The organism is Micromonospora sp. HUAS YX12 (assembly GCF_040215685.1).
Taxonomy (GTDB): Bacteria; Actinomycetota; Actinomycetes; order Mycobacteriales; family Micromonosporaceae; genus Micromonospora; species Micromonospora tulbaghiae.
Window position 1 is genome coordinate 2,357,735 of the sequence record NZ_CP157974.1, and the last position, 16,561, is coordinate 2,374,295.

General features: G+C 69.9%; 18 protein-coding genes and 4 tRNA genes. 20 read left to right on the plus strand and 2 right to left on the minus strand.

All coding sequences use genetic code 11. The features are described 5' to 3' along the window. Nucleotides 1-97: 97 nt before the first annotated feature. The gene (gene htpX, locus ABIH81_RS11515) at nt 98-976 is read left to right on the plus strand and encodes a zinc metalloprotease HtpX (RefSeq protein WP_349880269.1); all 879 of its coding nucleotides are present in this window, start codon (nt 98-100) and stop codon (nt 974-976) included. A 137-nt stretch (nt 977-1,113) separates the two neighbouring features. Next, nucleotides 1,114-2,373 carry an MFS transporter gene (locus ABIH81_RS11520; protein WP_349880270.1) on the plus strand — a complete coding sequence of 420 codons (1,260 nt, stop codon included), beginning with the start codon at nt 1,114-1,116 and terminating at the stop codon, nt 2,371-2,373. 77 nt (nt 2,374-2,450) lie between these two features. On the opposite strand, the gene ABIH81_RS11525 is transcribed toward ABIH81_RS11520, so the two are convergent. Further along, nucleotides 2,451-3,830 carry an MFS transporter gene (locus ABIH81_RS11525; RefSeq protein ID WP_349880271.1) on the minus strand — a complete coding sequence of 460 codons (1,380 nt, stop codon included), beginning with the start codon at nt 3,828-3,830 and terminating at the stop codon, nt 2,451-2,453. Nucleotides 3,831-4,010: 180 nt separating this feature from the next. On the opposite strand from ABIH81_RS11525, the gene ABIH81_RS11530 reads away from it, so the two are divergent. Further along, the gene (locus tag ABIH81_RS11530; protein ID WP_349880272.1) at nt 4,011-5,204 is read left to right on the plus strand and encodes an epoxide hydrolase family protein; all 1,194 of its coding nucleotides are present in this window, start codon (nt 4,011-4,013) and stop codon (nt 5,202-5,204) included. Nucleotides 5,205-5,256: 52 nt separating this feature from the next. Here ABIH81_RS11530 and ABIH81_RS11535 read toward each other — a convergent pair whose 3' ends face one another. Next, nucleotides 5,257-5,751, minus strand: a complete 495-nt coding sequence (locus tag ABIH81_RS11535; protein WP_349880273.1) for a YajQ family cyclic di-GMP-binding protein — start codon at nt 5,749-5,751, stop codon at nt 5,257-5,259. A gap of 147 nt (nt 5,752-5,898) precedes the next feature. Between ABIH81_RS11535 and ABIH81_RS11540 the strand changes: the two genes are divergently transcribed. From ABIH81_RS11540 to rplA, 17 genes are all read left to right on the plus strand, one after another. Further along, nucleotides 5,899-5,982: transfer RNA gene (locus ABIH81_RS11540), tRNA-Tyr, on the plus strand. A gap of 121 nt (nt 5,983-6,103) precedes the next feature. After that, nucleotides 6,104-6,277, plus strand: a complete 174-nt coding sequence (locus ABIH81_RS11545; protein WP_349880274.1) for a hypothetical protein — start codon at nt 6,104-6,106, stop codon at nt 6,275-6,277. A gap of 36 nt (nt 6,278-6,313) precedes the next feature. Continuing rightward, nucleotides 6,314-7,159, plus strand: a complete 846-nt coding sequence (locus ABIH81_RS11550; RefSeq protein ID WP_349880275.1) for a DUF6338 family protein — start codon at nt 6,314-6,316, stop codon at nt 7,157-7,159. Between the two features lie 80 nt (nt 7,160-7,239). Then, nucleotides 7,240-7,557, plus strand: a complete 318-nt coding sequence (locus tag ABIH81_RS11555; protein ID WP_349880276.1) for a hypothetical protein — start codon at nt 7,240-7,242, stop codon at nt 7,555-7,557. Between the two features lie 377 nt (nt 7,558-7,934). Continuing rightward, on the plus strand, nt 7,935-8,471 hold the full coding sequence (locus ABIH81_RS11560; RefSeq protein ID WP_349880277.1) for an HNH endonuclease signature motif containing protein: 537 nt from the start codon (nt 7,935-7,937) through the stop codon (nt 8,469-8,471). An 867-nt stretch (nt 8,472-9,338) separates the two neighbouring features. Continuing rightward, nucleotides 9,339-9,476, plus strand: a complete 138-nt coding sequence (locus ABIH81_RS11565) for a hypothetical protein (RefSeq protein WP_162959301.1) — start codon at nt 9,339-9,341, stop codon at nt 9,474-9,476. Nucleotides 9,477-9,526: 50 nt separating this feature from the next. Continuing rightward, on the plus strand, nt 9,527-12,049 hold the full coding sequence (locus tag ABIH81_RS11570; protein ID WP_349880278.1) for a bifunctional diguanylate cyclase/phosphodiesterase: 2,523 nt from the start codon (nt 9,527-9,529) through the stop codon (nt 12,047-12,049). A 97-nt stretch (nt 12,050-12,146) separates the two neighbouring features. Then, nucleotides 12,147-12,219 (plus strand) — tRNA-Thr (locus ABIH81_RS11575). 25 nt (nt 12,220-12,244) lie between these two features. Next, nucleotides 12,245-12,317: transfer RNA gene (locus ABIH81_RS11580), tRNA-Met, on the plus strand. Between the two features lie 130 nt (nt 12,318-12,447). Beyond that, on the plus strand, nt 12,448-12,615 hold the full coding sequence (rpmG, locus tag ABIH81_RS11585; RefSeq protein WP_013288652.1) for a 50S ribosomal protein L33: 168 nt from the start codon (nt 12,448-12,450) through the stop codon (nt 12,613-12,615). Nucleotides 12,616-12,734: 119 nt separating this feature from the next. After that, complete coding sequence (locus ABIH81_RS11590; RefSeq protein ID WP_282311378.1) at nt 12,735-13,181, plus strand: MaoC family dehydratase N-terminal domain-containing protein; 447 nt, start codon at nt 12,735-12,737, stop codon at nt 13,179-13,181. A 4-nt stretch (nt 13,182-13,185) separates the two neighbouring features. Then, nucleotides 13,186-13,578 (plus strand): MaoC family dehydratase, encoded by a 393-nt coding sequence (locus tag ABIH81_RS11595; protein ID WP_349880279.1) that lies wholly within the window; start codon nt 13,186-13,188, stop codon nt 13,576-13,578. Between the two features lie 127 nt (nt 13,579-13,705). After that, nucleotides 13,706-13,778 (plus strand) — tRNA-Trp (locus tag ABIH81_RS11600). 214 nt (nt 13,779-13,992) lie between these two features. Then, on the plus strand, nt 13,993-14,385 hold the full coding sequence (gene secE, locus ABIH81_RS11605; protein WP_349880280.1) for a preprotein translocase subunit SecE: 393 nt from the start codon (nt 13,993-13,995) through the stop codon (nt 14,383-14,385). Between the two features lie 35 nt (nt 14,386-14,420). After that, nucleotides 14,421-15,143 carry a transcription termination/antitermination protein NusG gene (gene nusG / locus ABIH81_RS11610; protein ID WP_073828961.1) on the plus strand — a complete coding sequence of 241 codons (723 nt, stop codon included), beginning with the start codon at nt 14,421-14,423 and terminating at the stop codon, nt 15,141-15,143. Between the two features lie 185 nt (nt 15,144-15,328). Then, on the plus strand, nt 15,329-15,760 hold the full coding sequence (rplK, locus tag ABIH81_RS11615; protein ID WP_013288647.1) for a 50S ribosomal protein L11: 432 nt from the start codon (nt 15,329-15,331) through the stop codon (nt 15,758-15,760). A gap of 83 nt (nt 15,761-15,843) precedes the next feature. Continuing rightward, nucleotides 15,844-16,560, plus strand: a complete 717-nt coding sequence (gene rplA / locus ABIH81_RS11620; RefSeq protein ID WP_349880281.1) for a 50S ribosomal protein L1 — start codon at nt 15,844-15,846, stop codon at nt 16,558-16,560. The last annotated feature ends 1 nt before the right edge of the window (nt 16,561 follow it).

Genomic DNA, 16,561 nt, shown 5'->3' on the forward strand with positions numbered 1-16,561 from the left:
AGCCAACTTTCAGTCATGAGCCGGATGGTTGCCGGGTACCGGTGTGTTGAACCGGTCAGCGGGTCTCCGCAAGGGCCCGTGCACCGAAGGAGAGATCGTGCATCACAACCGTCTCAAGACCGCAGCGCTGCTCGGCCTGTTGACCTCGCTGATCCTCGCGGTCGGCTACTGGTTCGGCGGTAGCGGCGGTCTCGTCATCGCCGTCGTCGTGTCGCTGCTGATGAACGGCGTCACCTACTTCTACTCCGACAAGCTCGCACTGCGCTCGATGAAGGCGCAACCGGTCAGCGAGGCACAGTTCCCCGAGCTGTACCAGATGGTGCGGGAGCTCTCCACGCTGGCCGGGAAGCCGATGCCCCGGCTCTACGTGAGCCCGACCTCGCAGCCCAACGCGTTCGCCACCGGTCGTAACCCGAAGAACGCGGCGGTCTGCGTCACCCAGGGCATCGTGGAGATCCTGGACTACCGGGAGCTGCGCGGCGTGATCGGCCACGAGCTGTCCCACGTCTACAACCGGGACATCCTGATCTCCAGCGTGGCGGCCGGCCTGGCCGGCATCATCACCCTGCTGGCCAACCTGGCCTGGTTCATCCCGCTGGGCTCCTCCGACGACGAGGACGCCCCCAACCCGGCCGTGCTGCTGCTCACGCTGATCCTCGGCCCGATCGCCGCCACGGTGATCCAGCTCGCGATCAGCCGGAGCCGGGAGTTCCAGGCCGACCAGTCCGGCGCCGAGCTGAGCCGCGACCCGCTGGCCCTGGCCAGCGCCCTCCGCAAGATCCACAGGGGTACGCAGGCCCGCCCGCTCGCGCCGCAGGGCCAGCTCGTCAGCACCGCGCACCTGATGATCGACAACCCGTTCAAGCGGGGCGGCGGCATCGCCGCGATGTTCGCCACCCACCCGCCGATGGAGCAGCGGGTGGCCCGCCTGGAGCAGATGGCCGGCAACTCCGGGCCGGTGCAGTTCCAGCGCTGACCCGCCGTACTCCCCACCGCGCCCGCGTCCCGCGACGCGGGCGCGGTGGTGTGTCCGGGCACAATGCGTTTCCCGCGATCATGTCGCGCCGTTAGGGTCGAAACGTCTCCCACTCATTACTCCCTCGGAGGTCGACCGTGGCCGCACTGCGCCAGTACCAGGGCGTCTGGCGGATCCCCGGCGCGCCGATGCTGCTGATCCCCGGCATCATCGGCCGGCTCGGGATCGGCATGACCCCGCTGGCGCTGCTGCTCGTCGTCGAGCAGGTCACCGGCCGGTACTCCCTGGCCGCCGTCGCCGGCGGCATCTACGCGCTCTCCGGTGCCGCGCTCAGCCCGGTCGCCGGCCGGATCGCCGACCGGGCCGGTCCCGCCCCCGTCCTGCTGGTCACCGCGCTCGCCCACCCGCTCGCCCTGATCGGGCTGCTCGTCGCCACCCGCTCCGACAGCGGCAACCTCGGACTGATCTACCTGGCGGCGGGCGTCGCCGGAGCCACGTACCCGCCTCTGACCGCCGCGATCCGGGGCGCCTGGAACGACCTCACCGCCCCCGCCACCGGCCGGGCGCACCTGCGCAACACCGCGCTCGCCGCCGAAACCACGCTGTTCGAGGTCGTGTTCGTGATCGGCCCGCTGCTGGTGGCCGGCTTCGTGCTGCTCGCCGACGCCTCCGCCGCGCTCGTCGGCGCCGCGGTGGTCACCCTGGTCGGCACCGCAACCGTCGCGCTCGGCCGGGTCATGCGCGGCTGGCGCCCGCACGCGCGCGAGCACCACGCGCGGGGACTCGGCCCGCTGCGGCTCGGCGGCTTCCCCGCGCTGCTGCTCTGCGTGGCGAGCCTCGGCATCGCGTTCGGCGCCTCCGGCGTCATCGTCCCGGCCTTCGCCGGGAACTCCGGCGCCGCCGACCCGGAGAGCCTGGCCGGCGTGCTGCTCGCCGTCTGGGGCATCGGCAGCGCCATCGGTGGTTTCTGGTTCGGCGTACGCAAGCCCGCCGCCAACATGACCCGCCAGTTCGCCTGGCTGCTCGGCACCGTCGCGGCCAGCTTCGCCGTCTTCGCGGTGATGCCCGGACCGGCCGCGCTCGGCGTCGCGCTGGTGCTCGGCGGTGCGGCCATCGCCCCCGCGCTCACGCTGGAGAACACGCTCGTCGGGCGGATCACCCCGGCCGGCATGCTGAACGAGGCGTACACCTGGGTGGTGACCATGTCGGTCGCGGCGAGCGCCGCCGGCGGCTCGATCGCGGGCCTGATCATCGACCACGCCGGCGGCGTCTCGTGGGCGTTCGTCTTCGCCGGGGTGGCGGTCGCCGTCGGGGCCGCGGTCGCCGCGCTGCCGGGCGGCCCGATCGCCCGGGCCGAGGCCATAGCGGTACGCGCCGAGCAGTCGCTCGCCGCCTGACCGCCCACCCGTCGGCGGTCACCACCCGCTCCACTCCGGGCAGCTTCTCCACGGCGGCCCGGATCGGCGCCGGGTCCTCACCCCGCGCCGGCAGCACCGACACGACGATCCGGCCGGCGCTCCGGCGCGCTCGCCCGGCCCTGCTGATCGGGCGGGCCGGGCGGGTCGTGCGGGCCCGTCGCCTGCGGCCCGGTCGGTCTCGCGGACCCCGCCCCGGGGCGCGCGGCGGCCGTCGCGGCGACCAGACCCAGCGCGAGGATCGCCACCGCGCACGCCAGGAGCGTGGGGCGTGCCCCGAGCAGCGCGGTCGCCGGACCGCCGAGCATCGTGCCCAGCGGTACCGCCAGCACGGTGACCGCCCCGTTTGCGGACAGCACGCGGGGGAGGTCCACGGTGCCGGCGCGGCGCTGGAACAGCGCCGTCGCGGTCGGCTGGTAGGGCGCCCAGACCAGGCCGGCGAGCACGAACGCGGGCAGCGACAGGACGACCGGCGCCCCCAGGCCGAGCGGGAGCAGCGCGGCGCCGAACAGCGCGACGATGCCGGCGAGCGTGGTCCGCAGCGGCCATCGCCGCAGGTGACCCGTGAGCAGCCCGCCGAGCAGCGAGCCGACGCCGAACGCGGTGTAGTAGGCCGCGAGCGTCGCGGCGGAGGCGTGCAGGTCGTCGGTGACGTACACCGGCATGGCCACGTAGAACGGGCCGAAGAGGAAGAAGAACGCGAAGGACAGCGACAGCAGGCCGAGCAGCGACCGGTCCCGCGCGATGATCCGGAACCCCGACGCACGCGACGGTCCGGCCGTCGGGTTCTCGTGGCGGCCCTCGTCCTCGTGGCGGACGGTGCCTGCCCGGCGGACCGCCGGGACGACGAGGCGGTAGCTGACCGCCAGCACGGCGAAGCTGGCGGCGTCGACGGCGATCACCCACACCGCGCCCACCCAGGCGATGAGCAGACCGGCAAGCGGCGGGCCGACGATCGTCGCGGCCTGGCCGAAGACCCCGAGCAGCGCGTTCGCGGCCAGGTGGTGCCGCTGCGGCAGCAGCTCGGCCACGAGCGTGAACCGGCCGGCCGACCCCCACGGGTGCAGCAGCGAGGACACCGCGAGCAGGGCGACGTACAGACCGACGTCCAGCACCCCGGCGAGGTGGGCGACCGGAATCGCGCCCAGGGCGACCGCCCGCACCGTCGCGTCCCAGCCGGCGAGCTGCGCCCCGCTCCGCTCACCCAGCCACCGCCCGAGCAGCAGCGTGCCGGCGGCCCCCGGCAGCGTGTACGCGGCCACCGCGAACGCCGTCCACGTGCCGCGCTGCCCGGCGGGGGCGAGTTGCAGAGCCAGCCACGTCACCGCGACCAGGGCAAGCCCGTCACCCAGAGCGGATGTCGCGAGCCCGGGCAGCAGCCGGCGCAGTACCGGTTGACCGAGCACCGGGCGATAGGGGAGGAACATCGCGGGCGTCATGGCTCCCACCCGACCTCATACCCGGCCCGTACCCCAAGGAAGTTGCCTGACGGCAGAAGGAATCGGAGACGGCGGGGGCCGCGCAACGGCATTCCGGCCCCCGCCCGTCGGGCCCCTGCCAGACTGATCGCTACCCGCCGGTGTTCCGTGCCCATCCACTCGATGCGAAAGGTGCAGGCCATGGCCACCGACGACATCCGCCCCTTCCGGCTCGACACGCCGGACGACGCCATCGCCGATATGCACCGCCGGGTCGCGGCCACCCGCTGGCCCAGCCGAGAGCTGGTCGACGACCGCTCTCAGGGTGTGCAGCTGGCGACCGTCCAGGCGCTGGCCGACTACTGGAGGAACGAGCACGACTGGCGCGCGGGCGAGGCGAGGCTGAACGCCCTGCCGCAGTTCACCACCACCATCGACGGCGTCGAGATCCACTTCATCCACGTACGGTCGAAGCACGCGGACGCACTGCCGTTGATCATGACGCACGGCTGGCCGGGCTCGGTGGTCGAGCTGCTCGGGGTCGTCGATCCGCTCACCGACCCCACCGCCCACGGCGGCACCGCCGAGGACGCCTTCCACCTGGTGCTGCCGTCCCTGCCCGGCTACGGCTTCTCCGGCGCGCCGACCGAACCCGGCTGGGAGAACGGCCGCATCGCCGCCGCCTGGGCCGAGCTGATGCGCCGCCTCGGCTACACCCGCTACGTCGCGCAGGGCGGCGACGTGGGCGCCGCCGTCACCGATGCGATGGCCCGCCAGGGGCCGGACGGGCTGCTCGGCGTCCACGTCAACCTGCTCGCCGGGGCGATCGACCTCAAGGACAAGCTGCCGGCGACGACCGAGCAGGAACGCGCCGCGCACGACGCGCTCCAGCTGTTCACGACGGACGGGTTCGGCTACTTCCTGGAGCAGACCACCCGGCCGCAGACGATCGGCTACTCGCTGCTGGACTCACCCGTCGGGCTGGCCGCCTGGATGCTCGACCACGACACCGACAGCTACTACAAGATCTCCCGCGCGTTCGTCGACGGCACGCCCGTGGGCGGCCTCACCCGCGACAGCGTCGTCGACAACATCACGCTCTACTGGCTGACCGGCACCGGCGCCTCGTCCGCCCGGTGGTACTGGGAGTCCGGCCGGTTCCTGGCCGCCGCCAGGGAGGCCGGCCAGGCCCCGCCGCCGGTCAAGGTGCCGGTCGCGTTCACCGCGTTCCCCGACGAGATCTGGGCGGCGCCGCGCAGCTGGGTCGAGGCGGTCTACCCCGACGTCGCGTACTTCAACGAGGTCGACAGGGGCGGGCACTTCGCCGCGTGGGAGGAGCCGGAGCTGTTCGCGGCCGAGATGCGGGCCGCGTTCCGGCCGCTGCGGGGCCGCTGACCCGCGTCGTGGCCGGTGACCGGGCCGGTCACCGGCCACGACACGGTCGTGCTCACCGGTAGTTCGTGAACTGGAGCGCCAGCCCGAAGTCCTCACCCTTGAGCAGGGCGATGACGGCCTGGAGATCGTCCTTCTTCTTACCGGTGACGCGGAGCTGGTCGCCCTGGATCTGCGCCTGCACGCCCTTCGGGCCCTCGTCGCGGATCTTCTTGCTGATCGCCTTGGCCTTGTCCGAGTCGATGCCCTGCACCACCTTGGCGTCGATCTTGAAGATCTTGCCCGACTGCCGGGGCTCGCCGGCGTCGAGCGACTTCAGCGAGATGTTCCGCTTGACCAGCTTCTCCTTGAAGACGTCCAGCGCGGCTTTGACCCGCTCCTCGGTCTCCGCCTGGAGGCTGATCGCCTCCTCGCCCGACCAGGAGATCTCCGCGCCGGTGCCGCGGAAGTCGAACCGCGTCGCGAGCTCCTTCTCCGACTGGCGGACGGCGTTGTCGACCTCCTGCCGGTCGACCTTGCTCACGATGTCGAACGACGGGTTCGCTGCCATGCTCATGCTCCTGCTGTCCGGCGGTCTGTCCTGGTCCGTCCCGCGCTGACCAGCGCGGGACCTCCTGACGGTACCCGGTTGCGGCAGTGCCGGGGGCAACCGCTATCCTTGCTTCCGCTGCCGCGTTGCGACGCGGCAGTGTGCCCTGGCGGGTTGCCCGAGCGGCCAATGGGAGCGGACTGTAAATCCGTCGCGAAAGCTTCAGAGGTTCGAATCCTCTACCCGCCACCAGGGAATGGCAAGGCCCTTGACCTGCGGAAACGCTGATCAGGGGCCTTCGTCGTTTCCACCTGTTGTTGACCTTGACTAGCCGTGCTAGTCCGGCCGATCGGGCACGAACCAGGAGGGTGAGATGGCCGAGGGGCGGGAGCGGCAGACCGGTCAGGAGCCGGTCGCCAGGCGGAGGACGGGCGAGTTCTCCGAGCGTGGCGGGCAGCAGATGGTGGTCTCGGCCCAGAAGCCGCCGCGGCCGGCCAAGACCACTCCGCAGGCGTCTGACAGCCAGCCAAAGCAGATGAAGGAGTAGCGGTCCGAGGTGGTGCCCTCTACGCTCCTCGGCCTCGTGCTCTTCGTGGCACTTCTAGCGCCTGGGTTCGCATACGTCCTGCGTCACGAGCGGACAACCCCCAACCGCCCCTTCTCGGCCTTCCGGGAATCCCTGAGGGTCGTCTTTGCCAGTGTGCTGTGCCTCGCCACCGCTGGCTTGCTCTACGCCGCCCTGAGGGCGGTGGCCCCGACGCACACGGTCAACGTGCGAGGGCTGGTACGTGACCCGTTTGGATATGCAAGGGATCATCACGTCAACCTGGCGTGGTGGTCGATCTCTGTCCTCGCTGCGGCGATCCTGGTCGGCCTCGTGGCCGCTGATCCCCGGGTGGTGCGGCGCAGTAGGTCGATCCGTCGTTCGCGCGTTCTGCGCTGGGTGACTGGCTCCAAGCGCACCGACATTGAAACGGTGTCTGCCTGGTACACGGTCATGCATATGTATGACGAGGAAGATCCAGGTCCGATCCTCGTCGGCGCTCAGCTGGACGACGGCAGCTACATCCAGGGACGGGTCTACACCTTCAACCCGGCCTTCGAGGAGAAGGAGGACAGGGAGATCCTGCTCTCCGCGCCGTTGTCGGTCAGGTCGAAGGATGGCATTACGACGCCACTCGACGCGCAGTTCTCCGTCGTCTCCGCACGCCATATCGTGCGCCTCGACGTGAAGCACTTCCCCGAAGGCGAGGACCTGGAAGGGCGCAGGGTGGGACCGCCAGACGCGACCCGCGTGAACCCGAGCGAGACCTCAAACGGTGACCAGTCAGTCTGTGCGTCGGGTAGCGGCGCGGACCTACCCTACATCGCAGTCGTGGCGAGGAGAGTGAGTCGGTGGCGTCGTGGTGGGAGATCGGCATCCCAGTAGCGGGAACGCTCGGCGGTGCCGTGGTGGGTGCTAGCTCGCAACTTCTTCTGCGCTTGTCTCAGAGCCGGCACGAGCGGCTCATGAGGCTGCATGACGACAAGAGAGCTGTCTACGCGCGGTTTGCGCTTCACACCCCTGACTTAGCCAACTTCCTAATGGACCCGAAAAAGTCGCGTTGGGCGGGGGATCCGAAGCCGGAGGAGCAGATCCGCGAGCTGACGGAGGCCATCAGGCTGTGTTTCGCCCAGATCCGGATGCTGGCGCCTGCACGCGTAGTTGCTGCTGCTGGCGCTCTGCTAGACGTGGCTCTCGGCGGCAAGGAGCTGACCCGTGACCGCCTAACGGCGGCCGAGTTGGAGTTCGAAAAGGTGGCTCGCCAAGACCTGCGGGTCAGGTAGTCATGGCGGTAGTTGAAAGGGTCTCCTCGTCGGGCAGTCGCAGACCTTCCAGCCTCCCTTGGACGGGGACAAGGTGGAGCGCCTTACCAGCCGAGTTTCAGTGGCAGCTGTCAAGCGTCGGCGCCGGCGGCCTGGACCGGCGTTGGGATTAGAAGAAGATCGCGGACGGCTGGTCAGGTGATTGTGGCCCTGGTCAGCCCGCGTGTGGTTGTCAGGCAGCGTCGGCGCCAGCCGGCGGTCTCGGCTGTACGGATCGCTGTACCTGTGGCCATCGCCGGCTGGACGAGTCCTGTCGTAGGGAAACCCTACGATGCGGCTCAGAGACGGGCGGCCCTAGCCACGTATTGGTGGCAGAGCACCGATGATTGGAGTCGTTGATGGCGGAAGGACGGCCTGCCGTCCCTGCGCAGTTGCGCAGGGATCTTCTTGTCGAGGCGGGGCATCGGTGTGCGATCCCAACGTGTAGGCAACCCACACCACTTCAGCTTGAGCACATCGAGGACTGGGCCAAAGTCCAACGCCACGAGTTCGCGAACATGATCGTGTTATGTGCGAACTGTCATGCGCGTAAGACCGCCGGGCAGATTGACCGGAAGTCTTTGCATCAGTACAAGGCGAACCTCGCCGTCTTGAACAACCGTTACGGGGAGGTCGAACGACGTGTGCTTGAACTCTTCGCCACGTCAGGTCATCTCAATGGCTATGTTCAGTTCCCTGGCACGTTCGACATCCTCCTGATGTACCTACTGCGCGACGGGCTTCTCACACGCGTTGCCGATCACGGAATGCAGGTGGAGATCATGGGCGTTCCGCAGGCCGTGAGGTACACGCTCACCGATACTGGCCGCACCTTCGTCCAGAGGTGGAGGAACGCCGAGGTTGTCGAACCTGCCGCTGACTCTGAGGACTCCTAGCGGATCTCCTCGTCGGGCAGTCGTAGACCGACCAGCCTCCCCGTCCGGCGCGGCTGGTAGGCCTTGTGGTGCCAGATGAGGGGATCTGCGGCTGATCTCCGAGGAGGGCCGGGGTTCGGGGCGGAGCCCCGAGGCCTTCCGAGCCTGCGACTCCTAAGTGTGGCTGGTCGGCCCGGCCGATGCCGGTCGGAGGTCGCCAGTTGGCCGGGCCGGGCCGGCCCGGCCCGCTTGGGGGCCGCCTTGATCGGCACGCCCCGAGGCGGGTTCCATCTCAACGACTGGCAGATCTCCGAGCCGTACGAAGCTCAGGTACGAGGACTCCGCGGAACCGAGCGCTTGCTTGTCGTCGACTTCGTCCCCCGTGGCGAGGCCCAAGCCCGGGGACACTTCAAGCTCAGCGTGGCGGTCGACCCGGACACCGGCGAGGCGGACATGCTCAGGTAGACGGATGCCGAAGGCAGAGGCCACCCGGCGCCGCCTCCTGGGCGGTTCCGGCATGAATGAGGGAATCATCCTCTGGCGTTCATCACACGGGCAGGTATGGTGGTCAATGCCCGCGGGTCCGGTGGTGACCCACCGGACGGACCGGCCAGGTTGAGCCGGCCGGGCGACCCAGGGTTGGTGGTGTGGGGTTTCGCGTGACTTGATCCCCTTCGTGGGTGAAGGTGGGAATCCGCAATGGACGAACGCGCCTGACGTCCCTTCACCCCCATGACCTGGCTGCGTGTCGTGGGCGGCCGGGCCGAACGGCGGAACCTGACAGCTACTCGGGCTGGGCGGGCCCTCTCCGCTTTTCTGCCCCTCGGGCTTGTGGCACGATCGGGAAACCTTCACCATCCCTGTGGCAATCTCCCGACAGGAGCAATCATGTCTGGTCGAACGCTGGGCCGGCTGTTTGGCTCGCTCCTCGTGCTCGCCGCCATCGCAGGCGCCTTCGGCATCATCCCCGGCACCGGTAGCGCGCAACTCGCCGACATCGTCTGGACGATGGACGCCCCACGCTGAATCATCGAGCCGTCCGCCGCCCGGCGGACGGCGTCTCGGGTAGGAGGGGCATGGCAGGCCAGGGCCGACCTCGTAGGTCGACGGAACGTGCCTGGCTAGTCACTGCCCCTCTGGCTCTGCTGGCGGTGGTCTGCAGCACCTGCGTCGCGCTGGTTGCCGATCAACCGTTCGGCAAGTGGCCGCTCGCCTTCGTGTTCTTCGTCGTCATGGCGGGGATCAGCTTCGCGGTGCTGAACGTCTACGTCCGGCGTCAGTCGGTGGGCGTGACGCTCACCGAGGTGCCACTCATCGTGGCGCTCTTCTTCCTGCCCCCGTTGAGCGTCGTACTGATCTACACGCTCTCGGTGCTGATCTGGAGCGCCTCGCATCGCTTCGGTGCGGCGAAGCTCTGGTTCAACGTCGCCAAGGCCGCCGCCGCCACGTCGCTGGCTGGCCTCGTACTCCTGGCACTGCCGCCGCTGAAAAATGTCGGACCGGGGACGTGGGGCTCCCTTTTCCTCGCCGTCTGCGTGGTCACGCTGGTCAGCCTCGTGAGCGTGGTCGGTGTGCACGTGCTGCTCCAGGGCTGGCAGGCCGGGCGGGACGCGCTGCGCAGCATGCCGACCGCTCTGCTCACCGCCGCCATCAACGTGGCGATCGGCCTGCTCGTCCTGATCGCCCTGAAGACGACGTGGTGGTCGGCCTTGCTGCTCGCCGCCCTCTTCAGCGGGCTGGTCCTGGTCTACCGCTCCTACTCCCAGTTCTTCCGCCAGCACCGGACGCTGGCCGGGATGTACGAGCTCACCCGTCTTCTCGCCTCCGGCACCGAGCGGTCGCTCGCCGACATCCTGCTCGACCGGGTCCGCGCGCTGATGCAGGCCGAGTACGCGACGCTCTGGCTGCCCGCCCAGGGCCGGCATCCCGAGGTGCTGCTCACCGCCCGGGTGGACACGCCGGGCCTGCTGGACCTGGCGCCCACCCCGGCGAGCCTGCGCCAGCAGGTGCGCAAGAAGGGCCGTACCCTCTCGATCGGCCGCTGGCTCGGCGGCGATCCCGCGTTGCGGCAGGCCGCGGGGGAGGAGCGGGTCAAGGACGCCATCGTGGTGCCGCTGCGCTCCGGACAGGCCGTGATCGGCACGCTCGAGGTGACCAACCGGCTCAGCGACATCGGCCACTTCGCCCCCGGTGACATCCCCGTCTTCGAGACGGTGGCCGCGCACGCCGCGGTGGCGCTGGAGAACTCCCGCCTGGTCGACCGGCTGCGGCACGACGCCGACCACGACGCGCTCACCGGTCTGCCCAACCGGCGGCGCCTCACCTCGTCGGTATCGGAGGCGGTCAAGATCCGCGCACCGGGTGAGGTGGTGGCGCTGCTGCTCTTCGACGTCGACCGGCTCCGTCAGGTGAACGAGTCGCTGGGCCACGCCGCGGGCGACAAGGTGCTGGTCGAGGTGGCCGAGCGGCTGCGCTCCTGCGCGCCCTCCTCGGCGCTCGTCGGCCGGGCCGGTGGGGACGAGTTCCTGGTGACGCTCCGGCTGGAGAGCACCGAGGCGGCCCTGGAGCTGGCGGCCCAGCTGCGGGAGCAGATCCGCGACGAGATGGTCTTCGACGCGCTCACCCTGGACGTGGACACGGTCGTCGGGGTGGCCGTCCACCCGGACCACGGCAGCGACGCGGTGGCGTTGCTGCAACGCGTCGACCTGGCGGCCACCGCGGCCAAGTCGGTACCGGGCAGCGTGCAGCTCTACAGCCCGGCGCTGGAGTCCCGGTCGCTGCGCCGGCTCGGCCTCGCCGGCGACCTGCAACGGGCGCTGGACGACGGCGAGCTGGAGGTCTACTTCCAGCCCAAGGTCACGCTGCGGGACCGCCGCCTGGTGGGCGTGGAGTGCCTGGCCCGGTGGGAGCACCCGGCGCACGGCAGTGTCGCACCGGACGACTTCGTGGCGGTGGCCGAGCACACCGGCCAGCTCGGCCGGCTCACCGAGTTCGTGCTCCGGGAGAGCCTGCGGCGCAGCCGCGACTGGAGCCACGGCGAACAGCCGCTGTCCGTCGCGGTCAACCTCGCCGCGCGTACGCTCACCGACCAGCACTTCCCGGCGCTGGTACGCGATCTGCTGGCCGAGTACGGCGTACCGCCGCAACGGCTGACGCTGGAGGTCACCGAGGCCGGTGTCCTGGACGGCACCGAACGTCCCATACCCACCCTGCGCAGCCTGCGTGACCTCGGTGTCCGCCTCTCGGTCGACGACTTCGGCACCGGCAACTCGTCGCTCGCGCAACTGCGCCGGCTGCCGGTGCACGAGGTGAAGGTGGACCGGTCGTTCGTGCAGGGCATGGCGACCGATCCGGGCGACCTGGCGATCGTCAACGCGGTGGTGACGCTGTCGCAGCAGTTCGGCCTGGCGGTGGTGGCCGAGGGTGTGGAGAGCGAGCTGACGCTGGAGCTGCTCCAGGACATCGGCTGTGAGATCGGCCAGGGCTTCCTGTTCAGCCGCCCTCTGCCGTACGAGCGGCTGGAGGCCTGGTTCGGTGCCCAGGTCGACCCGGAGACGGTGGCCGCGGGGGAGCTGCCGCGCCTGCGAGTGGTGCCCTGACCAGGGCGGACACGCACCTGGGGGATCCGATTTCACCTCCGCGACGCGGTCGTGTACTGTTTCCTCTGCGCGACACCCCCCGGGGGTGATCGAGCAGGCCCCCTTAGCTCAGTCGGCAGAGCGTCTCCATGGTAAGGAGAAGGTCTACGGTTCGATTCCGTAAGGGGGCTCAGAGGGTCCGGCTGGACCCGCCACGGCGGTGTAGCTCAGATGGCAGAGCAAGCGGCTCATAATCGCTGTGTCGCCGGTTCAAGTCCGGCCACCGCTACTCGTCCTCCGGGCCCGCCCCGGTGGCCGGTGGGATGGGCGCCATAGGCGCCCACTTTGCATGTCCGCGTCGTCAGCACGTACGCTGACACGCCGTAGTTGTTATCCGTGAGCGAGGAAGGCACTCCGCCGTGGCGAAGGCGACCGATGTCCGGCCGAAGATCACTTTGGCGTGTGTGGAGTGCAAGGAGCGCAACTACATCACGCGCAAGAACCGCCGTAACGACCCGGACCGCATCGAGCTGAAGAAGTTCTGCCCCCGGGACGGCAAGCACACCGTCCACCGCGAGACCCGCTGATCACGGCCGGCGCAGCCGGCTCGCAGCAGCTTCTCGAACGCCGATCCACCTGACGGGTGGCCTCCGGGCCGCCCGACCGGGCGGATCGGCGTTCGTGTTTTCCGTGTAGGTTCGGCGGCATGTCCCTGGACCCGTCCTTCGTCGGCCGGACGTACCCGCCGACCGCCCCCTACCAGGTGGGCCGAGAAAAGATCCGCGAGTTCGCCACCGCCGTCGGCGCCACCGACCCGGCCCACCACGACCCGGAGGCGGCCCGGGCGCTCGGCCACCCCGACGTGGTGGCGCCGCCGACGTTCCCCGTGGTCGTCACCATGTCGGCCAGCCGACAGATCGTCGAGGACCCGGCGCTCGGCGTCGACTACAGCCGCGTGGTGCACGGCGACCAGCGGTTCGCGTACACCCGGCCGGTGGTGGCCGGGGACGAGCTGGTGTGCGTGAACACCATCGAGGAGGTCACCACCCGGGGCGGGCACGGCTTCCTGACCACCCGCACGGACGTGAGCACCGTGGACGGTGAGCCGGTGGTCGCCGTCTGGTCCAAGATCGTCGTACGCGGGGAGGCCTGAGGACATGGAGCTGCCCACCCAGACGTACCGGGTGACCCGCGCGGACCTGGTCCGCTACGCGGGCGCCTCGGGCGACTTCAACCCGATCCACTGGAGCGACCGCACCGCAACCGGCGTCGGCCTGCCGGGCGTCATCGCCCACGGCATGTTCACCATGGCCCTGGTCGGCCGGGCGGTGGCCGGCTGGGCCGGCGCGCCGGACGCGGTGGTCGACTTCGGCGTCCGGTTCACCCGCCCGGTGGTCGTCCCGGACACCGACGAGGGCACCGAGATCGAGGTGTCAGCGGTCGTCAAGGAGGTCACCGATGCGGGCCTGACCAGGCTCGACGTCACCGCCACCTGCCAGGGTGAGAAGGTGCTGTCGCAGGCTCGGGCACTGATCCGCACGACGCGCTGAGGGTCCGCCCGACGCGCGAGGGGCAGACCGGTTGGGAAAGTCGCACGACTACCCGTACACTGGTCCGCCGTGGGGCAAGTGACCCCCGCTCGGCACAGCGTGTCCGGGTGGAGGTGAGTTGCCGCACAGGGGTGTAGCTCAATTGGCAGAGCAGCGGTCTCCAAAACCGCAGGCTGCAGGTTCAAGTCCTGTCACCCCTGCGCCTCAGGCCTGACCGTTCCGTGGGTCGCGCCGCCTTCACCGGTGGCGTCCGGCCCGTGGTGGTGGCATCGGTGGGGTGGTTCCGAGGCGTTCGGGCCCTCCCGGCCGGTCCGCCGGCCGCGGCCCGTCGCGGGACGGTTGGTCCGGCCGGCGTGACCAACACGCCGCGCACGCCGCTCGGCGTGCGACCCCATATCCCGCACGGAGGGCGAAGTGGCCGAGAGCAAGCGCCGCGGCGAGGACGACGGCGACGAGCGTCTGAACGACGACGCGACCGTCGACGGCGTGGCCGACGACGACGCCACCGACGCGGACGAGCCGGTCGCCCGGGGCGGCACCGCGACCCGTAAGCGGGCGCAGGCCGAGCCGGCCGAGGGCCGGAAGACCCGCAAGGACAGCGAGCGGATCGGGCTGTTCGCCCGCATCGCGCGGTTCTTCCGCGAGGTCGTGGCAGAGCTGCGTAAGGTCATCTGGCCGACCCGCAAGGAGCTGCTGACCTACACGGCTGTGGTGGTCACCTTCGTGGCGGTGATGCTGGCGATCGTGGCCGGCCTGGACTACGGCTTCGCCAAGGCGGTGCTGTGGGTCTTCGGCGAGTCCAGCTGACCTGCGGACAGCGATACTGACGGAAGTGAGCGAGCGTGCCTGAGTACGACGAGACCGCCGGAACCCCGGACGAGCAGTCCACGGTGGCGACGGCGGCCAACAACGAGTCGGTCGAGGCCGCCAGCGAGCCGGAGTTCCCGACCACCGAGCCGGCCCCGGACGAGGACTTCGACCCGGTCGCCGAGCTGCGCCAGAAGCTGCGCTACGCGCCCGGCGACTGGTACGTGGTGCACTCGTACGCCGGCTACGAGAACAAGGTCAAGACCAACCTCGAGACCCGGATCACCTCCCTCGACATGGAGGACTTCATCTACCAGGTCGAGGTGCCGACCCGGGAAGAGGTCGAGGTCAAGAATGGCAAGCGGTCGCAGGTCCAGGCGAAGGTCTTCCCGGGCTACATCCTGGTCCGGATGGAGCTGACCGCCGAGTCCTACTCCTGCGTCCGGAACACCCCGGGGGTCACCGGCTTCGTCGGCGCGACCGACCGGGCCGACCGGCCGGCGCCGCTGAGCCTCGACGAGGTGCTCAAGTGGCTGGCCCCGGCGGTCGAGACCGAGCAGAAGAAGGCCAAGCCCGAGGTCAAGGTCCTCGACTTCGAGGTCGGCGACTCGGTCACCGTCACCGACGGCGCGTTCGCGTCGCTGCCGGCGACGATCAGCGAGATCAACGCCGACCAGCAGAAGCTCAAGGTGCTGGTGTCGATCTTCGGCCGGGAGACCCCGGTCGAGCTGAACTTCAACCAGGTCGCCAAGATCTGACGTACGTCGGCACCGGCGGTCGGCCTCACTGGTCGGCCGCCGGTGCGCCGTTTCACGAGCGCGCCTACCTCGGCGAAAACTCGGTAGAGGTTTGCGCTACCCTTTAACGTCGGCCCTCCGCATCGCGCTGACCGTGCGCGCCCGCGGGCGGCGGAGAATCCCAGTTCCAAGCCCCAGGAAGAGACATGCCTCCGAAGAAGAAGCTCGTCAAGACGTTCACGCTTCAGCTGCCGGCGGGCCAGGCCACCCCGGCGCCGCCGGTCGGCCCCGCGCTCGGCCAGCACGGCGTGAACATCATGGAGTTCTGCAAGTCCTACAACGCGCAGACCGAGTCCCAGCGGGGCGACATCGTCCCCGCCGAGATCAGCGTCTACGAGGACCGCACGTTCACCTTCGTGCTGAAGACCCCGCCCGCCGCCCGGCTGCTGATCAAGGCCGCCGGCGTGCAGAAGGGCTCGGGCGTTCCGCACAAGGAGAAGGTCGGCTCGGTCACCCGCGCCCAGCTGCGTGAGATCGCCGAGAAGAAGATGGCGGACCTCAACGCCAACGACATCGACCAGGCCGAGAAGATCATCGCCGGCACCGCCCGGTCGATGGGCCTGACCGTCGCCGACTGACCTCGGTACCCGCTCCACCCGATCTGTTCGTGGGAGGGCCGCGAGTGCCGCGCGCCCGCCAGAGACCACAGGAGTCACCAGAAATGCAGCGCAGCAAGAGCTACCGCAAGGCCGCCGAGGTCATCGACCGGTCGAAGCTCTACACCCCGGTCGAGGCCGTCAAGCTGGCCAAGGAGACCACCAACGTCAAGTTCGACGCCACGGTCGAGGTCGCGATGCGCCTCGGCGTCGACCCCCGCAAGGCGGACCAGATGGTCCGCGGCACGGTCAACCTGCCGCACGGCACCGGTAAGACCGCCCGCGTGATCGTCTTCGCCGCCGGCGCGAAGGCCGAGGAGGCCGTCGCCGCGGGTGCGGACGAGGTGGGCACCGACGAGCTGGTCGCCCGTATCCAGGGCGGTTGGCTGGACTTCGACGCGGCGATCGCCACGCCCGACCAGATGGCCAAGATCGGCCGGATCGCGCGGATCCTGGGCCCGCGCGGTCTGATGCCGAACCCGAAGACCGGCACCGTGACCATGGACGTCACCAAGGCCGTCTCGGACATCAAGGGCGGCAAGATCACCTTCCGGGTGGACAAGCACTCCAACCTGCACCTGATCATCGGCAAGGCCTCCTTCTCGGAGACCCAGCTGGTGGACAACTACGCCGCGGTGCTGGACGAGGTGCTGCGGGCCAAGCCGTCCGCGGCCAAGGGCACGTACCTCAAGAAGGTCACCCTCACCACCACCATGGGCCCGGGCGTCCCGGTCGACCCGAAGGTCGTGAAGAACTTCCAGGAGGGCTCGGCCGAGGGCTGAG